The 24,916-nt window shown below is 57.2% G+C and carries 18 protein-coding genes and 5 pseudogenes; 8 read left to right on the forward strand and 15 right to left on the reverse strand.

Going from position 1 to position 24,916, the window contains the following annotated elements:
- Nucleotides 1-34: 34 nt before the first annotated feature.
- Nucleotides 35-1,574 (reverse strand): annotated as a pseudogene (locus tag WLO32_RS09660) (methyl-accepting chemotaxis protein).
- A gap of 198 nt (nucleotides 1,575-1,772) precedes the next feature.
- Between WLO32_RS09660 and WLO32_RS09665 the strand changes: the two are divergent.
- A complete protein-coding gene (locus tag WLO32_RS09665; RefSeq protein ID WP_435948108.1) occupies nucleotides 1,773-3,131 on the forward strand; it encodes an esterase-like activity of phytase family protein in 1,359 nt (452 codons plus the stop codon).
- An 88-nt stretch (nucleotides 3,132-3,219) separates the two neighbouring features.
- Nucleotides 3,220-3,408 (forward strand): YdiH family protein, encoded by a 189-nt coding sequence (locus WLO32_RS09670; RefSeq protein WP_121268222.1) that lies wholly within the window; start codon nucleotides 3,220-3,222, stop codon nucleotides 3,406-3,408.
- Between the two features lie 63 nt (nucleotides 3,409-3,471).
- Here the strand turns inward: WLO32_RS09670 and WLO32_RS09675 are convergent, their stop codons facing one another.
- The 3 genes from WLO32_RS09675 to WLO32_RS09685 form a co-directional block, all read right to left on the reverse strand.
- Nucleotides 3,472-3,636: a YnfU family zinc-binding protein gene (locus WLO32_RS09675; protein ID WP_435948109.1), complete on the reverse strand. Its 165-nt coding sequence runs from the start codon at nucleotides 3,634-3,636 to the stop codon at nucleotides 3,472-3,474.
- A gap of 90 nt (nucleotides 3,637-3,726) precedes the next feature.
- A complete protein-coding gene (locus WLO32_RS09680; protein ID WP_435948110.1) occupies nucleotides 3,727-3,960 on the reverse strand; it encodes a hypothetical protein in 234 nt (77 codons plus the stop codon).
- A 51-nt stretch (nucleotides 3,961-4,011) separates the two neighbouring features.
- Nucleotides 4,012-4,878 (reverse strand): LysR family transcriptional regulator, encoded by an 867-nt coding sequence (locus tag WLO32_RS09685; protein ID WP_435948111.1) that lies wholly within the window; start codon nucleotides 4,876-4,878, stop codon nucleotides 4,012-4,014.
- A gap of 92 nt (nucleotides 4,879-4,970) precedes the next feature.
- Between WLO32_RS09685 and WLO32_RS09690 the strand changes: the two genes are divergently transcribed.
- From WLO32_RS09690 to WLO32_RS09705, 4 genes are all read left to right on the forward strand, one after another.
- The gene (locus WLO32_RS09690; RefSeq protein WP_435948112.1) at nucleotides 4,971-5,405 is read left to right on the forward strand and encodes a multidrug/biocide efflux PACE transporter; all 435 of its coding nucleotides are present in this window, start codon (nucleotides 4,971-4,973) and stop codon (nucleotides 5,403-5,405) included.
- Between the two features lie 116 nt (nucleotides 5,406-5,521).
- The gene (locus WLO32_RS09695; protein WP_435948113.1) at nucleotides 5,522-6,106 is read left to right on the forward strand and encodes a hypothetical protein; all 585 of its coding nucleotides are present in this window, start codon (nucleotides 5,522-5,524) and stop codon (nucleotides 6,104-6,106) included.
- Between the two features lie 126 nt (nucleotides 6,107-6,232).
- Nucleotides 6,233-7,633 carry an aldehyde dehydrogenase family protein gene (locus tag WLO32_RS09700; RefSeq protein ID WP_435948114.1) on the forward strand — a complete coding sequence of 467 codons (1,401 nt, stop codon included), beginning with the start codon at nucleotides 6,233-6,235 and terminating at the stop codon, nucleotides 7,631-7,633.
- A 1-nt stretch (nucleotide 7,634) separates the two neighbouring features.
- Nucleotides 7,635-8,564: an AraC family transcriptional regulator gene (locus WLO32_RS09705; protein ID WP_435948115.1), complete on the forward strand. Its 930-nt coding sequence runs from the start codon at nucleotides 7,635-7,637 to the stop codon at nucleotides 8,562-8,564.
- Here the strand turns inward: WLO32_RS09705 and tam are convergent.
- A pseudogene (gene tam, locus WLO32_RS09710) lies at nucleotides 8,561-9,317 on the reverse strand (trans-aconitate 2-methyltransferase). The gene WLO32_RS09705 and the pseudogene tam sit on opposite strands and share 4 nt — an antisense overlap.
- A 314-nt stretch (nucleotides 9,318-9,631) precedes the next feature.
- Nucleotides 9,632-10,237, reverse strand: a complete 606-nt coding sequence (azoR, locus tag WLO32_RS09715) for an FMN-dependent NADH-azoreductase (RefSeq protein ID WP_435948116.1) — start codon at nucleotides 10,235-10,237, stop codon at nucleotides 9,632-9,634.
- Nucleotides 10,238-10,445: 208 nt separating this feature from the next.
- On the opposite strand from azoR, the pseudogene hrpA reads away from it, so the two are divergent.
- Nucleotides 10,446-14,343: pseudogene (gene hrpA, locus WLO32_RS09720) on the forward strand (ATP-dependent RNA helicase HrpA).
- Nucleotides 14,344-14,560: 217 nt separating this feature from the next.
- Here the strand turns inward: hrpA and WLO32_RS09725 are convergent.
- The 5 genes and pseudogenes from WLO32_RS09725 to WLO32_RS09745 all read right to left on the reverse strand — a co-directional run bounded on the left by WLO32_RS09725 (nucleotide 14,561) and on the right by WLO32_RS09745 (nucleotide 20,128).
- Nucleotides 14,561-15,941 (reverse strand): annotated as a pseudogene (locus WLO32_RS09725) (efflux transporter outer membrane subunit).
- Nucleotides 15,938-17,020 carry an HlyD family secretion protein gene (locus tag WLO32_RS09730; RefSeq protein WP_435948117.1) on the reverse strand — a complete coding sequence of 361 codons (1,083 nt, stop codon included), beginning with the start codon at nucleotides 17,018-17,020 and terminating at the stop codon, nucleotides 15,938-15,940. The pseudogene WLO32_RS09725 and the gene WLO32_RS09730 overlap by 4 nt, the downstream one beginning before the upstream one ends.
- Nucleotides 17,017-18,670 (reverse strand): annotated as a pseudogene (locus tag WLO32_RS09735) (MFS transporter). The gene WLO32_RS09730 and the pseudogene WLO32_RS09735 overlap by 4 nt, the downstream one beginning before the upstream one ends.
- Nucleotides 18,670-19,101, reverse strand: coding sequence for a MarR family winged helix-turn-helix transcriptional regulator (locus WLO32_RS09740; RefSeq protein ID WP_435948118.1), 432 nt, complete (start codon nucleotides 19,099-19,101; stop codon nucleotides 18,670-18,672). The pseudogene WLO32_RS09735 and the gene WLO32_RS09740 overlap by 1 nt, the downstream one beginning before the upstream one ends.
- A gap of 109 nt (nucleotides 19,102-19,210) precedes the next feature.
- Complete coding sequence (locus WLO32_RS09745; protein WP_435948275.1) at nucleotides 19,211-20,128, reverse strand: bestrophin family protein; 918 nt, start codon at nucleotides 20,126-20,128, stop codon at nucleotides 19,211-19,213.
- A 243-nt stretch (nucleotides 20,129-20,371) separates the two neighbouring features.
- Between WLO32_RS09745 and WLO32_RS09750 the strand changes: the two genes are divergently transcribed.
- Nucleotides 20,372-21,490, forward strand: a complete 1,119-nt coding sequence (locus tag WLO32_RS09750; RefSeq protein ID WP_435948119.1) for a cobalamin-independent methionine synthase II family protein — start codon at nucleotides 20,372-20,374, stop codon at nucleotides 21,488-21,490.
- 50 nt (nucleotides 21,491-21,540) lie between these two features.
- Here WLO32_RS09750 and WLO32_RS09755 read toward each other — a convergent pair whose 3' ends face one another.
- From WLO32_RS09755 to WLO32_RS09770, 4 genes are read right to left on the reverse strand one after another with little or no spacing between them, the layout of a single operon-like run.
- Nucleotides 21,541-22,389 carry an MFS transporter gene (locus WLO32_RS09755; RefSeq protein WP_435948120.1) on the reverse strand — a complete coding sequence of 283 codons (849 nt, stop codon included), beginning with the start codon at nucleotides 22,387-22,389 and terminating at the stop codon, nucleotides 21,541-21,543.
- Complete coding sequence (locus WLO32_RS09760) at nucleotides 22,316-22,924, reverse strand: MFS transporter (protein ID WP_435948121.1); 609 nt, start codon at nucleotides 22,922-22,924, stop codon at nucleotides 22,316-22,318. The genes WLO32_RS09755 and WLO32_RS09760 overlap by 74 nt, the downstream gene beginning before the upstream one ends.
- A gap of 12 nt (nucleotides 22,925-22,936) precedes the next feature.
- On the reverse strand, nucleotides 22,937-23,440 hold the full coding sequence (locus tag WLO32_RS09765; RefSeq protein WP_435948122.1) for an RbsD/FucU domain-containing protein: 504 nt from the start codon (nucleotides 23,438-23,440) through the stop codon (nucleotides 22,937-22,939).
- A 58-nt stretch (nucleotides 23,441-23,498) separates the two neighbouring features.
- Nucleotides 23,499-24,881 carry a sugar porter family MFS transporter gene (locus tag WLO32_RS09770; RefSeq protein WP_435948123.1) on the reverse strand — a complete coding sequence of 461 codons (1,383 nt, stop codon included), beginning with the start codon at nucleotides 24,879-24,881 and terminating at the stop codon, nucleotides 23,499-23,501.
- Nucleotides 24,882-24,916 lie beyond the last annotated feature (35 nt).

The raw sequence follows: 24,916 nt of genomic DNA on the forward strand, positions 1-24,916 counted from the left end.
AAACGTCCCTCTCCGCAACGGAGAGGGAAAGATCTCAGGCGAGTTTAAACACCGCCACCGTTTCGTTAAGCATCCGCGACTGCTCTTTGAGCGACATCGCCGCCGCAGAGGCCTGTTCGACCAGAGCCGCGTTCTGCTGGGTGACGGCATCCATCTGCACCACGGCCTGGTTAATCTGCTCGATGCCCGTACTTTGCTCGCTGGTGGACTCGGCGATATGTTCCATAAGCGCGGTCACCTCTTTAATCGCTTTGGAAATGCGCTGCATGCTCTCGCCGGCTTTATTGACCAGCGTGCTGCCATGGTTGACCTGCTCGCCTGAAAGCTCAATCAGATCCTTGATCTCTTTTGCCGCCACCGAAGAGCGCTGGGCAAGGTTGCGCACCTCCGAGGCGACAACCGCGAACCCACGGCCCTGTTCGCCGGCGCGCGCGGCTTCCACGGCGGCGTTGAGCGCCAGAATATTGGTCTGGAAAGCGATATCTTCAATAATGCTGATGATGCTGTCTATCTTGCCGGAGCTGGATTCGATATTGCGCATCGAACTGATTACCTCTTCAACGATGGTGTTCCCGTCGTTGGCGGCGATCAGCATCCCGTCTGCCAGGCTATTCGCCTGCCGGGAGTTCTCGGAGGTCTGCCGCACGGTGACCGTCAGCTGCTCCATGCTGGCCGCCGTTTCGCCCAGCGAGGCCGCCTGTTCTTCCGTGCGGGAAGAGAGATCGGTATTGCCCGCGGCAATCTCTTCGGAAGCGTAGGCGACCGTCTGGCTGGATTCGCGTACCTGGCCTATGATATGCGCCAGCGACTGGCGCATTTTCTCCAGCACCCGCATCATGTCGCCGATTTCATCGTTGGTGTTCGCCACAATCGGCGTATGCAGCTGGCCGCTGGCAATCTCGCTGCAGTGGTTCTTGGCATTGTCTAATTTGTTAAGCAGGCGGCTTTTCAGCAGCATATAGATGCCCGCCAGAATGGCGATAAAGAGTATCGCGAACAGGGCGATGACCAGCAGGCTGGAGCTGAACCTGGACTGCGCGTCCTTATTGAGCTGCTGGGCGTACTGCTCGCGGAAGGCGAGAAGTTTATCTAACGTAATTTCGTACTGGCGATCGAGCGCAGGGATGGTAAGGGTCACCAGGTCGTTCACGCGCTGTTTGTCATTGGCGGAGGCCCGCGTCCAGCAGCGGCTGCAAACCCTGGTCGCGATAGGCCAGGAACGCGGTTTTATAGGCATCGGCCAGCGGCTGCTCGCCCGGCTGTTTCGGCGCCTGCAGATAAGCCTCAAAGGCGCCGTTAGTTTTGCCCAGCACCGTTCTTGCGCCTTCGAGAGCCTGCTGCGCCTGTTCAGTACGGCCGCGCTGCATCTCTTCCATCGCCTCCAGGGCGCGCACGCGCAGGGTACGGCTATGGTTAATGGGATCGATAACCGACAGCACCACGCGAATTTCACGGTTTACATTATCCAGCGACTGGTTGCTGCGGGTAAGGGACCAGATGTTTGAAGCCGTGCTTGCTAAAAAGATAAAAAGTAACGTGCTGAAAACTAAAATAGAAAAACGCCTGGCTGACATGATAGATCCTTAGATCAATAGAACATTCTCGTTTACTAAGGCAGATGACCCCGATGAATCACTGCGGCTTACTACTAATATCGGCAGAAACAACGGAAGGTTTATTTATCTTGCAGGCTGCGGCCCGGGCGGCGTCATATTTATGTCACCTGTTTACTTTATAAAACGGAGTCTTCATAACAAAGGATGTGTAAAAACATGAAATTAAAACCACTAGCCCTTTTACTCACCTGCTTATGTCCTCTGGCGGGCCTTGCGGCCGAAGCTCAGGTTGATCGTTACGTTGTCACCTTTCCGCAGGGCGATCGCGTGGAGTATAAGGGCGCCTGGGCCGGTGAATTCCCGAACGGCTTACCGGTTGGCGTTGGCTCCGGTCTGCAGTTTGTCGGCAAAGACGGCAGCGATCTGATTTTTGCCACCGTCACCGACCGCGGGCCTAACGCGGATTCGCCAAAGGCGGGCGACAGAGAATCCAAGATTTTCGCTAACCCGAAATTTACGCCGCTGCTGATGACGATTCGCGTCGGCGACGGCAAAGCGCAGGCTACCGATGCGCACGCCCTGCATGATGAACAGGGGCCGATTAGCGGCCTGCCGCTGCCGGAAGGGCTAATTGGCGCCACCAATGAGATTGCGCTGGACGACGGGTTACGTACGCTGCCGGCCGACAAACGCGGTCTGGACACCGAAGGCATTACGCCGGACGGCAAAGGCGGCTACTGGCTGTGCGACGAATACGGCCCGTTTATCGTCAACGTCGATGCGCAGGGCAAGATCCTGAAGAAATACGGCCCGCAGGCGGAACAGGGCGAGCAGGGCGTTGCCGGCAGCCTGCCCAATATTATTAAGTGGCGTCAGGCAAACCGCGGCTTTGAAGGGATCGCCCGCATGCCGGACGGGCGCATTATCGCCGCGGTGCAAAGCACGCTGGATATCGACGGCAAGAGCAAAAACAGCGCCTTGTTCACCCGCCTGGTGAGCATCGATCCGGCAAGCGGCAAAACCGCGATGTACGGCTATCCCATTGACGCTGAGGCCTATAAAAAAGCTAAAGATGCCAAAATCGGCGATATCGTGGCGCTGGATAATAACCGCCTTTTGTTAATCGAGCAGGGCGGCGACAAAAATAAAGCGATGCGCAATCTGATTTACGTGGTCGATCTTTCCAACGCCAGCGATCTGAGCGGCTTCGATGGGGAAAAAGCCCCGGAGTTCGACGATGCGCAAGGCCTGAAGAGCCGCGGCATCAGGCTTGCCGGAAAAAAAGAGCTGCTTGATTTACGCAGCCTGGGCTGGCAGCAGGAAAAAGCGGAAGGGATGACGCTGATTGACGATCGGACCATCGCGGTGATTAACGACAACGATTTTGGCCTGCAGGCGGCGCTGGACAAGCCGGACAGCAAAGGCAAAAGCGCTGATGATTATGCGGTGGACGGCAAAGGCCATCTCACCGTGCAAGGCAAAGAGGTCGCCACTAAAATTGCGCTCAAACCGCTCGGGAAGCCGGAGGCGCTAAATGAGCTGTGGGTCATTACGCTTGCGGAAAAGATAAAGTAATCGCCGGATGAACGGATTGCTGGTTTTTTGAGCAGTCCGTTCGTGGTATCCTCGATCTGTTTTCATCATCAACAGACCGAGGATTGCAATGAATTCTGACATAACCCCCACCACGCTTGCATTTGAGTATCTCCGCCGGGAAGAAGAAAGCCTGACGCCAGCCCAGTACCTGATTCGCTTTAACCAGCTGAAACTGGAATTTGCCGACCTGATGGAACTGACTTCTCTTGAACTGCGCGAAGAGATCTCACATGCATACCGTCTCGGTATTCATTGATTTCTTTTGTGAATAAGCCATTGCCCAGGCAGTGGTTTTTTTATGCCTGCGCGAAACGCAACATTAGCGAGTTATAACAAACAGCGCTTTGCAGGCGGGGCAAAGCATCGCCTGACCGCGTTGGATTTTGCAGGCCAGCTGTTTAGATTTGCTGCCGCACTGCGGGCAGGTGACGGTGGTGGTGTTTTTGTCATTGATACGATTCAATGCATCAGCGAAGAATGACATGACCTTCTGGCCTCTTACGGGACGAACGCCATCATACCACGCATCTGGTTAAGAAATGCTCTCGCCGGACAGCAGATCCGCGCCTGTTGTTCAGTTCCTGCCGTGTAATCTCTGGTTATCGCGTAAAACATCGATCGCGGTCTGCATGGCGACCTTATCGTCGCGGCGTTTTTGCTGCGACTGCGTGACCTGCAGATACTCAAGCAGCGTGCGGGTATTGATCGGGCGGCCTGACTTGCTGACTTCGAGGATAGCGTTGCCAAGGATGATTTTGACCGGGGGGAGCTGGGCGGGATACCAGTCCAGCGTGTCGTCTGACTTCATGGTGAAAATTCTCCGGGAAGGTTAGTGTACCACATCGCGGCGTGCTCATCGCTATGCCTGCTGCGCCCGCAGCTGATCTATCATCCAGCGTCCCGCCGCGCCGGGCGGGACTTTGTTCGACCATATGGCGTCCACGTCAATAAGCTGCGGCCAGCCCGCGACGCTTAACTCCTGCAGCACGCCATGGCCGAACTGCTCCACCAGCCAGCGCGGCAAAATCCCCCAGCCGAAACCCTGTTCCGCCATTTCGAGCAGCATCAGCAAAGAAGGCGAGGACCACACCGGGCCGCTGGCCATATCAGGCGTCGGATCCTTATAGGTTTTCAGGCGCAGCTGGCGAAACGTGCGCAGCTTTGCCATTTCTACCGCCGGCAGGGCGGCCAGCTCGTGCTGCTTATGGATATAAATCGACATGTGCGCGCCCACCTGCAAGCGCGCCGCCGTCACGTCCACCGGATAACGCTCCTGCACCCGCAGCACGCCGACGTGCGCCCGCCCGCTTTGAATCAAATCGATAACGTCTTCGTCTTCGGCTATCAGGCATTCAAATTCAATATCCGGAAAGCGTTCCGAAAAACGCTTAAGAATAGATTCGTGGTGCGAGGTTTGCCACAGATCCGAAAGCACAAAGCTCAGCCGTGGTTCGATATTGCCGGCAAGGCGTACCGAGACCTCATCAAGCCGTTCGCCGGCGGAGATAATCGACCGCACGTAGGGCAAAACCCGCAGTCCCTGCGGCGTCAGCACCGGCTGGCGGCTTTGCCGGTCGAATAACAAAATGCCGAGATCCGCTTCCAGATTGGCAATGGCGGCGCTGATAGTGGACTGGCTTTTCTTCAGCCTGCGGGCGGCGGCCGAAAAGGAGCCGGTTTCCACGGCCTGCAAAAAGGCCTCCAGGGATTCGGGAGAATATCGCATACCTATCGCTTTTATAGATGGCTACTCGTTTCATAGTATCAGTAATTGCGATGAGAATAGGCCGGACAGAGACATTTTTGGAGTAAAGAACTATGCACCAGCAAAAAAGATCCCTTGTTGAACGCGTCCTGCATGCCGTCGGCTTTGAAATTATCGCCATCGGCATCTGCGCGCCGCTGGCCGCCTGGCTGATGGATAAGCCCCTGTTCCAGATGGGCGCGTTAGCTATCATGCTCTCGACCGTAGCTATGGTATGGAACATTATTTATAACGCCGGATTCGATAAATTCTTCCCGCTCGGGCGCAAACGTCGGCTGCCGCTGCGCGTGGCCCATGCGCTGGGATTCGAAGGCGGATTTATTTTAATCGGGCTGCCCCTTACCGCCTGGATGCTGGATATTTCGCTGCTGCAAGCGCTGATGGTGGAAATCGGTTTCTTTCTGTTTTTCCTGCCTTATACGATTATCTATAACTGGTGCTATGACGCGCTGCGCAACCGCCGCCTGCAGTATATCGCCAGCCGTTAAAGCGGCCCGGCGCCACTGAGTGAAGAGGCAAAGCACGGATGGCGAATTTTATGCTATAAATATAATGCATAATTATCTTTTTATAATTCATAAGACTTATGCATATTCCTTTTATATTGAAACGTCTGCTTCTGGCTGTGGCCTGCGCATTAGCCGTAGCCGCGGGCGTGTTAATTCTTTTTAGCGATGTCATCTGGTTCCACGATTTTGTCCGGGAAAACTCCTTCACTGAAATTGCCCAGGAAAGTATTCTGCTGATCCTCGCGCTGCTGTTTTTTGGCCATGCCAGAAAGGAGCCTTCACGGCGCCACAGCAGCGTCTTAATCGGCGGATTTTTCAGCTGTATGTTAATCCGCGAGCTCGACTTCGCCTTCGATGCAATCGCCCACGGCTCCTGGGTCTGGTTCGCCCTGTTTACAGCCTTTGCCTGCCTCGGCTATGCCTTTAGCAACAAAGAGAAAGCCCTGGAAGGACTGGCGGCGTTTATGCGCCATCCCGCCTACGGCATGATGCTTTCCGGCCTGCTGTGCGTGCTGGTTTTCTCGCGTCTGTTCGGGATGCACCAGCTGTGGCAAGGGCTGATGCTTGACGGCTACAACCGGCTGGTTAAAAACATGGTTGAGGAGGGCACGGAAATGTTTGGCTACGTCATTTGCCTGCTTTCCGGGATCTGGTATCTGTGCCGGCGTCCCGGGCGTTAAAAGCTCGCCTCGCGTTTAAACCGCCCGCCCGTTTGCAGGATCGTGCAATCATCAGACAGCATTGAGCTACAGGATCGGCACCGCCTCAGGCGACACTGAGGCGGTCAAACACATCCGGAGCTCACCATGAAAATCATCGATCAAATCTACCTCAACGGGCGCTTTGTCACCCCGCACGGCGAAGAACTTTTTGACCTTATTAATCCTGCCACCGAACAAATAAACGCCCGCGTGCGCCTTGCCGATGAGACCGATACCCGTCATGCGATTGCCGCGGCGAAAGCGGCATTCCCGCTTATGCGTGGCGCCAGCCGCGAACAGCGCATGGCCTGGCTACAGCGGCTGCACGATGCTGTAAAAGCCCGCGAAGAGGAGCTTATCGCCACCATGGTTGCGGAATACGGCTGCCCGCAGGGTTTTGCGGAGAGTACGGTAAAACGCTCTTCTTTAGTCTTTCTGCAAACGCGCGACGTGCTGGCGCGGTTCCCTTTCGAAAGGCAAATTGGGCATGCCCGCGTGGTGATGGAACCCCTTGGCGTGGTGGGGCTTATCACTCCGTGGAATGCCAACTACGGTTTTATCGCCACCAAACTTTCGACGGTCATCGCCTCCGGCTCAACCGCGGTGATTAAACCGAGCGAGCTGAGCGCGCAACAGACAGCGCTGTTCACCGAATGCCTGCACGCGGCGGGGCTGCCGGAAGGGGCGTTTAATATCGTCACCGGGCGCGGAGACGTGGTGGGCGCGGAGATAACGCGTCATCCGGACGTGGCTAAAATTTCCTTCACCGGCTCCACCGCCGTGGGTAAAACCATTGCCCGCGGCGCGGTCGAAACGATGAAGCGCGTGACGCTGGAGCTGGGCGGTAAATCCGCCAATATTCTGCTTGACGACGCGGACCTGGAGCAGGCGATACCCCTCGCGCTGCAGGTGATGTCCTGGAACAGCGGCCAGGCTTGTATCGCGGGCACGCGCCTGTTGGTGCACGAGAACCGGCTTGATGCGGTGAAAGAGCAAATTCTGAAGCATATTCATCAGCTCGTCTCGGGGCAGAACGTGGGCGCGGCGGTAACCGCCCGGCAATACCAGCGCGTGCAGGCGTATATTCGTCAAGGCATTGAGGAAGGCGCGCAGCTTTTATGCGGCGGCGAAGGGCGCCCGGCAGGCATGGATCGCGGCTATTACGTGCGTCCAACGGTATTCGTAAACGTGCGCAATGAGATGGCCATCGCCCAGCAGGAGATCTTCGGGCCCGTGCTGTCGGTCATCACCTGGCGCGATGACGAAGAAGCCATTAAGATCGCCAACGACACCGTTTACGGCCTGCAGGCGTATGTCAGCGGCAAAGATACGCGGCGCGTGCGGGCTATCGCCGAACGGTTAATTGCCGGACGCGTGTTTATCAACGGCGTTTACGATGAACCACACGCGCCGTTCGGCGGATTTAAGCAGTCCGGCCTGGGGCGCGAATTCGGCACCTTTGGGCTTGAAGGATATCTTGAACCCAAAGCAATTATGGGACAGTGATATGCCAGAGCATCAGCGGCCCGCGGGCCGCATTATCACCGAGCTTTGCGGGCACGCCGCGCGGCACTACCTGCTTAGCGGAACGGCCGGGCAGGATCTTTCCACGGCTTTGCCCTGGCTGAGCTTCGTGCGCATAAGCGAGCCTACCGTGCTTAACCGCGGCATGCTCAAGCCTTCAATGTGCATGGTGCTGCAGGGCGAGAAGAAAATGCTGATTGGTGAATGCGTCAGCGAATATGGGCCGGGCAGCTATTCGCTTGCGGCGGTGGACATGCCCGTTTCCGGTCAGGTAACCCGGGCCTGCGAAGACAAGCCCTATTACGGCGTGCGCATCGAGCTTAACAGCAAAGAGATTGCTGATTTGATAGTCGATCTGCAGATCAATTTACCGGATGGCGGCGGCAGCGACGCCGGCGCATGGGTAACCCATTCTGACGAAGCGTTGCAGGACGCCGTGCTGCGCCTGGTTAAGCTTCTTGATTCGCCACAGGATTTACCCGCGCTGTCCAGGCTTATCAAGCAGGAGATCCTCTACCGCCTCGTTACGGCTCCTGCCGGCGCCGCGTTCTGGAAACAGACGCTGGCCTGGTATCAGGGCAAAGGCGTGGGCGAGGCGCTGGCGTGGATCAAAGAAAACTTCGCTAAGCCGCTAAAAATAGAAGAGCTGGCCAGGCGCGTGGGCATGAGCGCTTCGAGCCTGCACCACCGTTTTAAAGCCTTAACCGTGATGAGCCCGCTGCAGTACCAGAAACAGATACGGCTGCTTGAAGCGCGCCGCCTGCTGCTGACCGGCGATCGGGACGTGGCGAGCGTCGCCTGGCAGGTAGGCTATGAGTCACCCTCGCAGTTTAACCGCGAATACCGCCGCTCGTTCGGCGCCGCGCCGCTGCAGGACATAGAAACGCTTCGCCGGCAGGGCGCATCGCTTTAGGCCCTGCGCGCCACGATAAACAGGCGCGGGAACAGCATCAGCACGTTGCCGTCTTTTTGCGTCGGATAGGCCTGCTGTAAAAGCTGATGATAACGCTGCAAAAAAGCCTCCTGCTGTATGGCGTCCATGCCGGCAAGGAAGGGCCGCAGGCCGGTAGAGCTGAGCCATTCGATAATGGCGTGGTGCGAAGGCATAACGTGGAAATAGGTGGTGCGCCAGATATCCACCCGGCAGCCCGCTCCGGTCAGCAGATTGTAATATTCGCCGGGTGCCAGCAGCGCTTCACGTCCTGCCGCCGGCTGACCCAACTCGCCCGCCGCCTGACGCATCAGCGCGTGCGTCGGCTCCTGCCAGTTGTCGGGCATCTGCACCGCCAGCACGCCGCTTTCCGCAAGCTGCGCGGCCAGATGGGGAAACAGATCGCGATGGCTGCCGAGCCACTGCAAAGAGGCGTTGGCGTAAATCACATCCTGCTTCACCGCCGGCCGCCAGCGGGCGATATCGGCCTGCTCAAACTGGCAGTCCGGCAGGGCCGCCCGCGCTTTTTCCAGCATCGCGGGAGAGTTATCCAGGCCGGTGATAACGGCGTCCGGCCAGGACTCATGCAGCAGGGCGGTGCTGTTGCCCGGGCCCGCAGCCCAGGTCAGAAATCTGTGCGGCAAAAGGATGATTGATACGCGCCGCCAGCTCGGCCGCCGGGCGGGTGCGTTCGGCTTCAAACTGCAGATAAAGCGCCGGGTTCCAGTCCTGCATGTTGTTCTCCTCGGGCTAAAATTGACCTAAGCATAGCCATAAATTCCGCAATTGGGATCGTCGGCTTTCCGGCCGGACTGCGGTAAATCCGGCGTGAACGATCGGGCAAGGAAATCCGGTATGAAAGTTATCCGCAAGCAAGAGCGCATAATACAACGCGTGCTGCAAGGCTGGCAGGATGAGGGGCATTACGCGGAGAAGATTTGGCGGCATGGCGAAGGACGCTAGCCGGTTGTTTATGTCGTTCCAGCCCGGCTACGGTCAATAAAAAAGGCGGCAAAATTGCTTTTGCCGCCCCGTTGAATCTTTTTAAATTAAGCGGTAACGATGCTGTCGATGGCCGCTTTTGCGTCGTTTTGCGCTTTCGAAGCCACTTCCGGACCGTAGGCGATACCTTCGGCAAACACGTAGTTCACGTCGGTAATACCGATGAAGCCCAGGAACAGGTTCAGGTAAGGCACCAGCAGATCGCTTGGGGTATCTTTATGGATGCCGCCGCGGCTGGTCAGCACAACGGCGCGTTTGCCGGTCACCAGGCCTTCTGGCCCCTTCTCGGTATAGCGGAAGGTGACGCCCGCGCGGGCTACCAGGTCGAAGTAGTTCTTCAACTGGGTAGGGATGTTGAAGTTATACATCGGCGCGGCAATGACGATAACGTCGTGTTCTTTTAGCTCGGCGATCAGCTCATCGGACAGGGCCAGGGCTTCCTGCTGGCGCGGAGTCAGGGCCGCGTCGCTTGGGCGCAGCGCGCCGACCAGCTCGCCGTCCAGCACCGGCACAGGATTCGCCGCTAAATCACGCACGGTGATTTGGTCAGCGGTATGCTCTTCACGCCATTGCTCAACAAAATAGTCGGAAAGCTGATTAGACTGGGAGTAGCCTGCGAGGATGCTGGACTTAAGAACTAATACTTTGCTCATGGGTGATTCCTTTGTTTTTGGTCATTCGGACAGATTGCCCGTTCGCTGACAGCTAATGTATTCACAATCCGATTACAGTGATAGCGCAATATATCGAACCCTATGTTCGATTTTATTGAACAAGGCGTCGGGGAAGACGATGTGGTAATCTACGGCCAATTCACGCAAAAGACTTTATCCGGCAGTGCTCTGCCATGACGACGACGCTATGCAAAATACAAAACCATCAGTCACCTCATTATCTTCCCGTTTAGAAAACCTGATGCTACGCGACCGCGTGCGTTTTTCACGGCGTATTCACGGCGCGAAGAAGGTGAAAAATCCTGAATCCCAGCAGGCGGTGTTCGACGCGCTGGCGCAGGAGATTGACGCCGCAGCCGGTAAAGTCCTGCTGCGTGAAGCGGCGCGCCCGAAGATTGTCTACCCGGAAAATCTGCCGGTCAGCCAGAAGAAGCAGGACATTCTGGCGGCCATTCGCGACCACCAGGTGGTGATCGTCGCCGGGGAAACGGGCTCCGGTAAAACGACCCAGCTGCCTAAAATCTGTATGGAGCTTGGGCGCGGCGTAAAAGGGCTTATCGGCCATACGCAGCCTCGACGCCTGGCGGCGCGCACCGTCGCCAACCGTATTGCGGAAGAGTTGCAAACCGAGCCGGGCGGCTGCGTCGGCTATAAGGTGCGTTTCACCGACCACGTCGGCGAAAACACCATGGTCAAACTGATGACCGACGGTATCCTGCTGGCGGAAATTCAGCAGGACCGCCTGCTGATGCAGTACGACACCATCATCATCGATGAGGCGCACGAACGCAGCCTGAATATCGACTTCCTGCTCGGCTACCTGCGCGAGCTTCTGCCGCGTCGCCCCGATCTGAAAATCATTATTACCTCGGCCACCATCGATCCGCAGCGCTTCTCGCGCCATTTCAACAACGCGCCCGTTATCGAAGTTTCCGGCCGCACTTATCCGGTTGAAGTACGCTACCGCCCGATTGTAGAGGAGGCGGACGGCACCGATCGCGATCAGCTGCAGGCGATTTTTGACGCCGTTGACGAGCTGGGCCGCGAAAGCGCGGGGGACATCCTGATCTTTATGAGCGGCGAGCGGGAGATCCGCGACACCGCCGATGCGCTGAACAAGCTGAATCTGCCGCATACCGAAGTGCTTCCTCTGTATGCGCGCCTGTCGAACAGCGAGCAGAACCGCGTGTTCCAGTCGCACGCCGGGCGCCGCATCGTGCTGGCCACCAACGTGGCGGAAACCTCGCTTACCGTGCCGGGCATCAAGTACGTTATCGATCCGGGCACCGCGCGCATCAGCCGCTACAGCTACCGCACCAAAGTGCAGCGCCTGCCGATTGAGCCGGTGTCCCAGGCCTCTGCCAACCAGCGTAAAGGCCGCTGCGGACGCGTTTCAGAAGGCATCTGCATTCGTCTTTATTCGGAAGATGATTTCCTGTCGCGTCCGGAATTTACCGACCCGGAAATCCTGCGCACCAACCTTGCGTCCGTTATCCTGCAGATGACCGCGCTGGGCCTGGGCGACATCGCCGCCTTCCCGTTTGTGGAGGCGCCGGATAAGCGCAATATTCAGGACGGCGTGCGCCTGCTTGAAGAGCTGGGGGCGATTACCAGCGACGAGGACCACAGCGTTTATAAACTCACGCCATCAGGCCGCCAGCTTTCCCAGCTGCCGGTAGATCCGCGCCTGGCGCGTATGGTGCTCGAAGCGCAAAAATTTGGCTGCGTGCGTGAAGTGATGATTATCACCTCCGCGCTTTCCATTCAGGATCCGCGCGAGCGTCCGATGGACAAACAGCAGGCGTCGGACGAAAAGCACCGCCGCTTCCACGATAAAGAGTCCGATTTCCTGGCCTATGTGAACCTGTGGAACTACCTGGGCGAGCAGCAAAAGGCGCTCTCGTCAAACCAGTTCCGCCGCCTGTGTAAAACGGATTACTTAAACTACCTGCGCGTGCGCGAGTGGCAGGATATCTACACCCAGCTGCGCCAGGTGGTCAAAGAGCTGGGCCTGGCTATCAACAGCGAACCTGCGGATTTCCGCTCGGTTCACTGCGCGCTGCTTACCGGCCTGCTTTCCCATATCGGCCAGAAAGATGCCGACAAGCAGGAGTATACCGGCGCGCGTAACGCGCGTTTCTCCATCTTCCCGGGCTCCGGGCTGTTCAAAAAGCCGCCAAAGTGGACCATGGTTGCCGAACTGGTGGAAACCAGCCGCCTGTGGGGGCGCATCGCCGCGCGCATCGATCCGGAATGGGTCGAGCCGCTGGCGCAGCACCTGCTTAAACGCTCATACAGCGAGCCGCACTGGGAGAAATCGCAGGGCGCGGTAATGGCTACCGAAAAAGTCACCCTTTACGGCCTGCCGATCGTTGCGGCGCGCAGCGTTAACTACAGCCAGATTGACCCGGCGCTGTGTCGTGAATTGTTTATCCGTCACGCGCTGGTCGAAGGGGACTGGCAGACGCGCCACGCGTTCTTCCGCGAAAACCAAAAGCTGCGCAATGAAGTGGAAGAGCTGGAGCATAAATCCCGCCGCCGCGACATTCTGGTGGACGACGATACGCTGTTTGAGTTTTACGACCAGCGCATCGCCCATGACGTGATTTCCGCCCGCCACTTCGACAGCTGGTGGAAGAAAGCCGGCAAAGAAACGCCGGATCTGCTCAATTTCGAAAAGTGCATGCTGATAAAAGAGGGCGCGGAGCAGGTCAGCAAGCTGGACTACCCGAACTTCTGGCATCAGGGCAACCTCAAGCTGCGTCTGACCTATCAGTTCGAGCCGGGGGCCGATGCCGACGGCGTCACGGTGCATATTCGCTGCGCTGCTAAACCAGGTCGACGAGGCCGGGTTCGAATGGCAAATTCCCGGCGTGCGCCGGGAGCTCGTCATCGCGTTAATTAAGTCGCTGCCCAAGCCGGTGCGCCGCAACTTTGTGCCCGCGCCAAACTATGCCGAAGCGTTTTTAGGCCGCGCCGCGCCGTTCGAGCTGCCGCTGCTGGACAGTTTAGAGCGTGAATTCCGCCGCATGGCGGGCGTCACCATCGACCGGGAAGACTGGCACTGGGAACAGGTGCCCGATCATCTGAAAATGACCTTCCGCGTGGTCGATGAGCACAATAAGAAGCTTAAGGAAGGCAAAGATCTCAGCGAGCTGAAAGGCGGCCTGAAAGATAAAGTTCAGCAGACGCTCTCCGCGGTGGCCGACGACGGTATCGAGCAAAGCGGGCTGCACATCTGGAGCTTCGGCGCGCTTCCGGAAAGCTATGAGCAAAAACGCGGCAATTACCGCATGAAGGCTTTTCCGGCGCTGGTGGATGAAAAAGAGAGTGTGGCGATCAGGCTTTTTGATAATCCGCTTGAGCAACAGCAAGCAATGTGGCGCGGGTTGCGTCGCCTTCTGCTGCTGAATATTCCTTCGCCGATTAAATATCTGCATGAAAAGCTGCCGAACAAAGCCAAGCTGGGGCTGTACTTCAACCCGTACGGCAAGGTGCTGGATTTAATCGACGACTGTATTTCCTGCGGCGTGGATAAGCTGATTGCCCAGGCTGGCGGCCCGGTGTGGACGGAAGAAGGTTTCGCCGCCCTGCATGAGAAGGTGCGCGCGGAGCTCAACGACACCGTGGTGGATATTGCAAAGCAGGTCGAACAGATCCTCACCGCCGTGTTCAACATCAATAAACGGCTGAAAGGGCGCGTGGATATGACCATGGCGCTCGGCATGTCGGATGTGAAAGCGCAGATGAGCGGGCTGGTGTACCGCGGTTTTGTCACCGGCAACGGCTACAAACGCCTTGGCGATACGCTGCGCTACCTGCAGGCGATTGAAAAACGCCTGGAGAAAATGGCTGTCGATCCGCATCGCGATCGCGTGCAGATGCTGAAAGTCGAGCAGGTGCAGCAGGCCTGGCAGCAGTGGCTGAACAAGCTGCCGCCAAAACGTCGTCAGGATGAGGACGTGCAGGAAATCCGCTGGATGATCGAAGAGCTACGCGTGAGCTTCTTCGCGCAGCAGCTGGGTACGCCGTATCCGATTTCCGATAAGCGCATTTTGCAGGCCATGGAGCAGATTGCGGGCTGACAAGCGGTGGATGGCGCAGCGCTTATCCACCCTACTTTTGTCGGTCGGGTAAGCGCTGCGCCAACCGGCGCAGCCGAATATTTTTCTTCGCTACTTAGCCTCTTCAGGGATCGGCGCGCTTACGAGGTATTCATCAACTTCGGACCATTGCTGCTGCATAGCATCACTCCTGCATTAGAATTAATCATGTCGTCGCAAAATTCCTGCCCGCTTTGCTTTACAACCCGCTCCAGCCCCCGCCAAGAGATCGGTAAAGATCGATCTGCGCCAGCAGCAGGTTATTTTTCACCTGTACCACGCTGAGCTGCGTAGAGAAAAGCGTGCGCTGGGCGTCCAGCTCATCCAGATAAGAAGAATAGCCGTTGCGATAGCGGTTCTGCGCGATGCGCAGCGTCTCTTCGGCCACGCCTTCCTGCGCCTGCAGCTCAACGAGCTGTTGCCGCAGGCGCTCAATGGCGTCAATGCTGTCGTTAACCTCTTTGAAGGCGTTGCGCACCGTGCTTTCGTAGGCGTATAGCGCCTGGTTGCGCTGCGACATCGCGACGTCAACCTGGGCATTCAGCGCTTCGCGGTTCAGCAGCGGTGCGAGAATGCTGCCGCCGATGCTCCACAGGCGCAGAGGATTGTCGATAAGCTGCGACAGCGTGCTGTCCTGCAGGCTGCCGGACGCCACAAGGTTAATCGAGGGCAGCAGCTGCGCGCGGGAAGAGGCAAGGGTTGCGTCGGTTGCCAGCAGCTGTCTTTGCGCCTGGACGATATCCGGACGGCGATTTAGCAGCGTGGACGGCAGCTGCGCGGGAAGCCGCAGCGGCGTGAGCCGATCGAATTCGCCGCCGCGCGCTACCGCGCCGGGATTTTTGCCGATCAGCACGCTGAGCGCATTTTCCTGCTGGGCGATCTGGTGCTGCAGCTGCGGGATCTGCGCGCGCGTGGCGAGGTATTCCGAATCCGACTGCATCAGCTCCAGCCGGGAGCTGTAGCCTGCTTCATACTGGCGTTTGGCGAGCCTGTAAGCATTCTCGCGAGCGGTGAGGGTGGCCCTGCGTCACTTTAAGCTGCTCATCCAGAGAAAGCAGGGTGACGTACCCGGAAGCGACGGATGAAGCAACGGTCAGGTTTGCCGCCGCCGCGGCCGCTTTCTGGGCTTCCAGACTGGCCTGCACGGCCTGCGTCGCGCTGCTGTACTGCCCCCACAGATCAACGTTATAGCTGGCGTTCAGGCTTCCTTTATAAAGATCGCCGTAGACCGGCAGGCCGGTGGCGGCGGACTGCGAGCGGCTGCGGCTGGCGTTCAGTCCGGCATCGAGCGTGGGCCATTGCGCGCCCTGCGCGCTTTGTACGCGGGCCTGATATTCGTTAACGCGCTCGCGGGCGCTCAGCACGTCGCTGTTAAAACGCAGGGCCTCATCCACGTAGCCGTTGAGCGTCGAATCGTGAAAGTTACGCCACCAGAAACCTTCCGTAGCAGACGCCGGACCGACCTGGTCGCGCCACTGCGCGGGGATCTCAAGGGTGGGTTTAGCCTGCTGAACCTGAGCGGAATGGCAGCCCGCCAGCAGCAGCGCGGCGGCAAGACAGGAAAGCTTCAGCGGGCTCATTGGTTTTTCTCCCGCGTGTCGATATGCACCTGAACCGACATGCCCGGACGCAGCCGCCTGCGTTTATCCGCCTCGCCGAGCACCTCGATGCGCACCGGAATACGCTGGGCGATTTTTACAAAGTTGCCGCTGGCGTTGTCCGGCGAGATGGCGCTGAACTCAACGCCGGTAGCCGGAGAAATGCTCTCCACGCGTCCGTCGAATTTCTCGTTCGCCAGCGCGTCCACGGTGAAGGTTACCGGCTGGCCGACCTTCATGTCCGCCAGCTGCGTTTCTTTCACGTTGGCGATAACCCAGTTATCGGGGGGAACCAGCGAGGTCAGGCGGGTCCCCGCGCTCACATAAGCCCCAAGACGCACGGCGATTTGCCCGAGCTGGCCGTCGCGCGGGGCGATAATCCGCGTGTTTTGCAGATCGATTTGCGCCAGCTCCAGCGCCGCTTTCGCGTTTTCCACGTCTGCTTCCAGCGAGCCGCGGTTAACGAGGGTGGTTTGCAGATCCTGGCGGGACATTTCCAGCTGGGCGGCGGCCTGTTCGATATCCGCATTGCCCTGCGCCGCGCTGGCTCTGGCCGCATCGCGTTCGCGCACCGAAAGCGAGCCGTCGGAGGTCAGGTCCTCCACGCGGCGTAAATCGAGCTGGGATTTCCTGGCCTGCGCCCGGGCGTTTTTCAGCGCGGCCTCGTTTTTCTTAATGACCGCGTCGGCGCTGCGGCGTTGCTGCTGGTTATTGGCCAGCGCGGCCTGCTTCATCGCCACCTGCGCCTGCGCCTGGTGAACGCGCTGTTTGTAAATACGATCGTCGATAGTCATCAGCACGTCGCCTGCTTTCACATACTGAAAATCCTGTACGTTTACCGCGGTGATATAGCCGTTCACCTGCGGGCTGATAAAGGTCGTCATGCCGCGCACGTAGGCGTTTTCCGTGGATTCAACGTGGCGCGTGAAGGGAGGCAGCTGCCAGGCGTAGAGAATCACCAGCACGCCAACGATGCCTATGGCAGCGGCGCTAAAAATTGACACTATGCGCAGGTTTTTTTGCTCCGGGCTTTGTTGCGGAGTGGTTCCTTGTTCGCTCATTGCGGCTCCATGGTATTTTTTAACTGTTTTCTGGCCGCAAGCTTCAGGCGCAGCAGGCGCACGAAAATCCACAGCAGGGTGCAGGTGGCGATAGCGGCGGTCAGGAGATAAGTATCGTTGTAAGCAAGCACGTTCGCTTCGTTGGTGGCGACGCTTTGCAGCTGCAGCAGCGCCTGCGTATTAAGCAGCGCGCCGTCATTAAGCACGCTGCTGTAAAGCTGGCTGTACTGATTGACGCGCTCGTTGACCAGCGGGTTAAGCAGCGTGAGCTGGTCGGCCAGCAGGCTTGAGTGGTACTTCTCACGCCAGGTCTGGAAGGTGCCGAGAATGGCGGAGCCCAGCAGCCCGCCGAGGTTCTGGCTCATGCCGAACAGCACCGAAAAACTCACCAGGTTGCGCGGTTCGGCAATGACGCTGCCAATCGCCGTCAGCATCGCCGGGGCGAGGAAGAATGAGCTGCTAAAGCCGAGCAGGAACTGGCTTAGCAGCAGCTGGGCCGGACGGGTCAGATTGTTGGACTGGCTGTCCATCAGCGAGGCGATAATCATCAGCACCAGCGAAATGACAATCGGCCGCGCCAGCTTTTTCATATCAATCGTCAGGCAGCTGGCCACGATGCCGCAGGCGATCCCGGCAAGGATGGCCCAGGCAAGGTTGGTCATCTGCTCATTTTGCAGGCCGATAAGCTGCAGATAGCCAATCACGCCGGTGTTCTGTTCCGCAAGAACGATGCGAATAAGCACCATGATAAGCCCGAGGCGCACGATGCTTCCGCTGGATAGCCAGCGCGTATTCAGCAGCGGATTGCTGCGGTTATGCTCAAAGGTAATGGCGGCGACGATAAGCACCAGGCCTGCCGCCAGCGACCAGCCGATCCACGGCGCTTCAAACCACCAGTCGATACGCCCAAGCGAAAGCACGCCGCACAGCAGCGCCATGCCCGGCGCAAACAGGATAAACGTCAGAAAATCCTTCTTCTCAAAGACCTTTTTACGATCGCTCGGCGGCAGTTTTAACGCCAGCACGCAGGCGAGGGAAACAAGAGCGAGCCCCAGCTCGAAGAAATAGAGCCCGCGCCATTCGTTGAGCTGCAGAAGCTCGGAGGAGAACAGGCGCGCCACAGGAATGGCGAGGGCTGAACCGGTAACGCCGATGGTTAACGCCTTGAGACGATGCTTCGCCGGCCCACGCCTGCACCTGATAGTAAATGCCCAGCGAGCTAAGCGCCGCGCTGACCATACCGTGGGCGGCGCGCACCATGATCGCCGAATTAAGATCGTTGACGAACAGGTGGAAAAAGGTGACCAGCACATACAGCACCAGGAAGCCTTCGGTAAACGCCCGCAGCCCGTACTGCTGGCGGAATTTCACCAGCAGCAGGTTGATGGAGGCGTTGGTCATCACATACACCGCCGGCAGCCAGGCGATTTCGTTAGACCAGGCGGCAAAGGTTCCCTGTAAATTGTTGAGGTTCGCCGTGACCAGCGCGTTGCCCAGCGCCCCGGTCAGGCACACCAGCAGGCCCACCAGACCGTAGGCGATACGTCTGCCCGGCGGGTGAATAGGGGTGGAAGGAGAGCCGAGCAGCGTCGGTTTCTCATGCGGCTGCCACTGTCGTTGAATATAAGGATCGCTTTTGGGCAGGCGCATTATTTCGTCTCGGCGGCTTTAAGCAGGCGGGTGAGCACGCTGCGCGTAACGGCCTGCTCTTCCTCGCTGATGGCGGCCAGCACTTCCTGGCGCAGCTCATCGGCCACCACCTTAACTTTCTGATACAGCGCCTGGCCCTGTTCGGTCGCCACCAGCAGGCGCACGCGTTTGTCTTCGGGGGTAAGAATGCGCCGCACCAGATTTTGCTCAACCAGGCGATTGATAAGCGGCACGAGCGTCGCGCCCTCAACGCCAAGCTGGCGAGCCAGCTCCTTTTGCGAAAGGGGCTTTTCGTTGCCGGCGATAGCCGACACCGCCACCCAGCTGGCCTGGCTCATGCCGAGCTCTTTAAGCCGGCGGTCAACGGCGAGCCGCCAGTGATGGGCGGTGAGATGGAGCAGGTGAGAAAAAGTAAGCTTTTCGTAATCCACAGCGGGGCGGCCAGTAGTTAGATATCTAACTAGTTTAAGGCCGCGCCCGCCTTTAATTCAAGTGAAGTTGAAAACGGATTGTTAATATTCGCCGTCACGGGTCTGCCGCCTAGCTCAGCTGATAGTGCCGGTTGGGCGTCAATTTCTGCGGCAGCTTATCCTCGCCGTTCATATCCCGCAGGTCGCGTTCGATGGTGTTGCAGATGGCATCGAGCGCCAGATCGTTGTCTTCCACGCCGAACGGGTCTTCCAGCTCTTCGGCAAGGCTGTCGAGCGAGATAAAAGTATAGGAGATAAAGACCGACAGGAACGGCGTCATATAGTGCAGATCCTGCACCAGCGCGAAGGGCAGCATGGTGCAGAACAGGTATACCGTGCGGTGCAGAATCAGGGTGTAAGCGAAGGGCAGCGGGGTGCTGGTGATGCGCTCGCAGCCGCCCGCCATCGCGGAGTGCTCGTTGAGATGATTATCCAGGCTGCGCCATAAAACGTCGGAAATTGTGCCGTTCACGCGCTGTTTTGACAGCCAGTTGCCCATCAGCAGCAGTATACGGTTGTGCGGCGCGTGGCTTGCCGCCACCCATGCCAGCTCGTCTTCACGCAGCCAGGGGCGCAGGGCGTCTTCCACCGGCAGCCTGCGCAGGGACAGGCGCAGGGAGTTGCAGAACGCCACCTGCAGATTGACGAAATAGTTAATCTCGTCGCTTTGCGCCGCGGGCAGGCTTTTCACCTCGCGCAGCAGGGAACGTGAAGTAATCGCAAGCTGTCCCCACAGCAAACGCGCCTCGTTAAAACGCGCGTAGCAGGCGCTGTTTCTAAAGCCGAGGAAGATAGCGATGGCCACGCCCAGGATACTGAAGGGCGCCATCGTCAGCCTGATGCCCAGCGCCTCATACCAGGGCAGGAAGAAAATCACCCCGACCGACAGCGCAAGGTTGAGCAGCAGACGCGAATAGATTTTTTCCAGAACGGAGCCGTGCCAGACGAACAGACGGGTAAACCAGTGCTTATGCGGGCGAACAATCATAGTGAGGAAGCTCAAAAACGGGACACCGTATTTAACGGCAGAGTGTGATGTAGATCAATATGTAAATTTACACGGTTTTAACAACATGAATTATTTTCATGCCCCGTGAATTTTCCTCGTTTGCCCGCCCGGCGGCGACATGGCATGCTCACCACAATAAATAGCCATCCAGATGGCTAAAAAATTCAAATAATGAACTATCACCCTGCTAAATCAACTGGCCGGGTCATCAGGAGAATTTACATGTCGCACCACACGCAGCAGCGTAATCACGCCCCGTTCCGCGCGGATATCGTCGGCAGCTTTTTACGCCCGGACGCCATTAAGGAAGCCCGCCTGCAGTTCGCCGCCGGCGACATCACCGCGCAGCAGCTGCGTAAAGTTGAAGATGAAGCCATTCGCGCTTCGGTAGAGCAGCAGTGCGCGTGCGGCCTGCACGTGGTGACCGACGGCGAGTTCCGCCGCGCGTGGTGGCACTTTGACTTCTTTGACGGCCTGCAGGGCGTTGAACGTTACGAGTCGGAGCAGGGCATTCAGTTTAACGGCGTACAGACTAAAACTCACAGCGTGCGCGTTGTCGGCAAAGTTGCCTTTGGCGAACATCCGATGCTGGAAGATTTTCGCTTCCTGAAGAGCGTCAGCGGCAACGCGGTGCCGAAAATGACCATTCCAAGCCCCAGCGTGCTGCATTTCCGCGGCGGTCGTAACGCCATTGACAGCAGCGTGTATCCCGATTTGAACGAGTATTTTGACGATCTCGCCACCGCCTGGCGCGATGCCATTCAGGCGTTTTACGCGGTGGGCTGCCGTTATCTGCAGCTGGACGACACCGTCTGGGCGTACCTGTGCTCAGACGCGCAGCGCAAAGAAATTCGCGAACGCGGCGACGATCCTGATGAGCTGGCGAAAATCTATGCCCGCGTGCTGAATAAGGCGCTGGAAGGCAAGCCGGACGATCTGACTATCGGCCTGCACGTCTGCCGCGGTAATTTCCGTTCAACCTGGATCTCCGAAGGGGGCTACGAGCCGGTAGCGGAGGTGCTATTTGGCACCGTGAACGTGGACGCCTTCTTCCTTGAATACGACAACGACCGCTCGGGCGATTTTGCGCCGCTGCGCTTTGTGCGTCCCGGCAAACAGCAGGTTGTGCTGGGGCTTATCACCACTAAAAACGGCGAGCTGGAAAACCCCGAGCAGATTCAGGCGCGCATTAACGAAGCGGCGAAATTTGTCGATATCAGCCAGATTTGCCTCAGCCCGCAGTGCGGCTTTGCGTCCACGGAGGAGGGCAACAGCCTGACGCCCGCCCAGCAGTGGGACAAGGTGCGTCTGGTCACCAGCATTGCTGAGAAGGTCTGGTAAGCGACAGGGCCGCTTTCTGGCTAAAAAAGAAGGCGGCCTTGCGTTAACGGCTAGGTACTCTCACACATCTCCGCGCTGATTTGCTCAAGGGATTTATCTTTTGTCTCGGTGACAAAAAAGACGTTCAGTAAAAACCACAGCAGGCAGCACAGGCCGTACAGGAAGAACGGGAAGCTGCCGTTAAATATCGCGTTCAGCGTTGCGCTGTTGGTTAACATGGGGAAGGTTTGCGAGACGATAAAACTGCCCGTCCAGATAAGAAACGTAGCCCAGGACATCAGTTTGTCGCGCAGAATATTCGGTGCCAGTTCCGGAATGATTATCCACAAAACAGGGCCGATGGTGCCGCCAAAAAACAGGATATAAATAATCATCAGCAACAGCATAAAGAGACTGGTCACCCCCATCAGGATTAATATACCCAGCAGCGTGATGGACACGAAGCAGACAAAAGATCCCATAATCAGCAGTTTTCTGCGGCCGTATTTCTCAACGTTATAGACGGCCCATACCGCCGCGGCAAAGAACGCGATGCCCACAACAATCTGCTGATAGTAAGCCGTTTTTTCACTGGCGATACCGATATTTTCAAATAAAACGTTGCCGTAATATAAAACGGCGTTAATACCGCAAAGATTAGCCAGCAGCGCCATGGCAAGAATAACAAAAGAGACGCGCCGGTATTTGCCTGTCAGCAGTGATTCTTTCGCTGCTGAGGTATTTGCGTTTCGGAAAGAGTGTTTTATTTCTGCGATGGCCTTTTTGCTGTCAAAATCTTTGCCATTAATGTGGTTAATAATCTCCTCGGCTTCGCTTTCTCTGCTTTTATTCATCAACCAGCGGGGTGATTCTGGCAGGAAGAATGCGAGGATCATAAACAGGCAGCCAGGAAGCGCCATGGCCCCCCAGCATAAAGCGCCAGGAATAGTTTGTTCCCCAGTCTGCATCCGTTATCCAGCTGGCAACCAGCGCGTTGACCAGATAAACGCTAAGAATGCCAAAGGCGATCATCATCTGATAAAAGCCCAGCGCCTTACCGCGAATTTTTTGCGCTGAAATTTCGCCTATATAGACCGGCGCGGTTGCAGAGCCTAACCCGACGCCAATACCGCCGATGATTCTGAACAGAATAAACATAGTGAAGTTGTACGGGAAGGCGGTAAAAATGCCGGCGATAAAGACTAAAAATCCGGTAATGATTAAGGACTTTTTTCGGCCCAGGGCGTTATTAATAAACTGGCCGCTGAAGGCGCCAATCATAAAGCCAAGGACAACCGAAGATACCGCCCAGCCGGTGCCCATCGCATCAAGAGAAAAATAGTTGCTGATATGCACTATTGCACCGGACACCACGGCGGAGTCGAAGCCGTACAGCAGCCCGGCAAGCGAGGCAATCAGCGACAGCCGGTAGCTTGTGGAATATGTCGTATTCATGGTTTACACCCGTCAGTGAGCTTTCAATATCCGTGGGGCCGCGTTGTGTTTAATCCTTTCGGATCTTTCTACGTACTCAGGAATAATTTTCATGGTGCTGTCAAACCAGGCGTCAGGATCGGTGCTGGCAACAAGGGCAAAATTGCCCCACGGCATCAGCGAGCCGGAACGAATAACGAACCTGGCTTTTTTATAAATATCCGCCACGAGCCGCGCGTGCGGAATTAAAGTAAAGTCCGTTCCGGAACCGGTAAAAATATCCGTTACCTGCGCCATAAGTACGGGGTTATTATCCGGAACCTCAGCGGCGAAAATAACGTTCTCAATAAAAATCTCCTGCCGTAAAACCCGTAATATTTCCAGCAGGTCCACGCTGCCGGCACAAAAAGCAAGATCGATTCTTTGCGTATCAGCAGGGATAGGCGCGCCAGCGTCGGTAACCAGCACAATGTCGCCGTGCCCGAGGCATGCGAGGGCGGCGGCAATTTGCGGATGCAATACTTTACCAGGTCTCATGATATTCTCCTGAGGGTTGCAGGGTGTGTTTTTATAATTTGTTATTCAGGTTTGTTAACTATTTAATGTGCATTTCCAGCTCTATTTCTTCGAGCGTTTTTCCTTTTGTTTCCGGCACCATCGCCAGCACGAAAATTAAGGCAATAACCGCTATGCCGGCGAAAATAAAGAAGGTGTTCGCAGCGCTTATATTTTCCACTAAAACGGGGAAGAACCTGGAAACAAAGAAGTTTCCGCCCCACAGGGCGAAGGTGGCAATGGAAACCGCAATGCCGCGTACGCTGATGGGGAAAATTTCCGAGATTATTACGTAGGCGACCGTGCCGTATGAAACGGCGAAGATCGCCACGTAGGCCAGAATCAACACCAGCAGCAGGGTGGTATGCGCTTCGGTCGAGCGGAAAAGCAACCCGATGCCGCCAAGCGTCGCGGCCATGCCGACAGAGCCAAAAATAAGCAGCGTGCGGCGGCCCGCCTTATCGATTATCCACATCGAAACCAGCGTCGAAACCACCAGCATCATGCCAATCAGCACGGTAAAGGACATCGCGCCGCTGACGTCCACGCCCGCCGTTTTAAAAATTTCCGGCGCATAGTAGAAGATGGCGTTGATGCCGGTGATCTGCTGGAACAGGGCTACGCCGAAGCCCACGATCAGCGCTTTACGCAGGCGAGGTTTGAGCAGTTCGCTCAGGCGAGAGGGATTCTCGCTTTGCAGAGCCGTTTTGATTGTTTCCAGCTGCTCTCTGGCCGCGTTCTCGTCAGGGTTAATTTTGCGCAGTACCGCAAGCCCCGCCTCATGGCGCCCTTTTCGAACCAGCCAGCGCGGGCTCTCGGGGACTTTTATCAGCAGAAAGAGAAAAACGATGGCCGGGACGATGCCGGCGGCGAAGATCGCCCGCCAGCCGTATTCAATGTTCCAGGCTTCGCTGGCGCTGCTTGCGATAACGGCGGCGATAGAGAAGATCGCCAGGTTGCCGACGCAGTTAAACAGCTGATTAAGCGAGACCAGCCGCCCACGGATATGGGCCGGGGAAACTTCCGCGATGTAGAGCGGGGCGATAGTGGTTTCAACGCCGATGCCGACGCCGACGAGAATGCGATACCACACCAGCATTTCAGCAGAGGACGCCAGCGCCTGGCCCAGCACCCCGAAGATAAAAATCAGCGCGGTCAGCAGCAGCACCTTTCTGCGGCCGATGGCGTCCGAAAGCGGGCCCGCCAGCGCAACGCCGACGATACAGCCGATAATAATAGATGACGTAACCCAGCCGATGCCGTTCGCATCAAGCGCGAAGCGGCTTTGCAGAAAGCCGACCGAGCCGGAAATACTGCCGTTATCAAATCCAAAAAGAAACCCGCCGACGGCGGTAACGAATGAAATCAACAGAACGTTACGCATCCAGGCATTTTTTGCAGTGACGTGCGCATGACTGACCATAGTACTCTCCGTTAACAGGCGAGTGGGCGTAGGGA

Source organism: Dryocola mayonis (assembly GCF_051307045.1).
GTDB lineage: Bacteria > Pseudomonadota > Gammaproteobacteria > Enterobacterales > Enterobacteriaceae > Dryocola.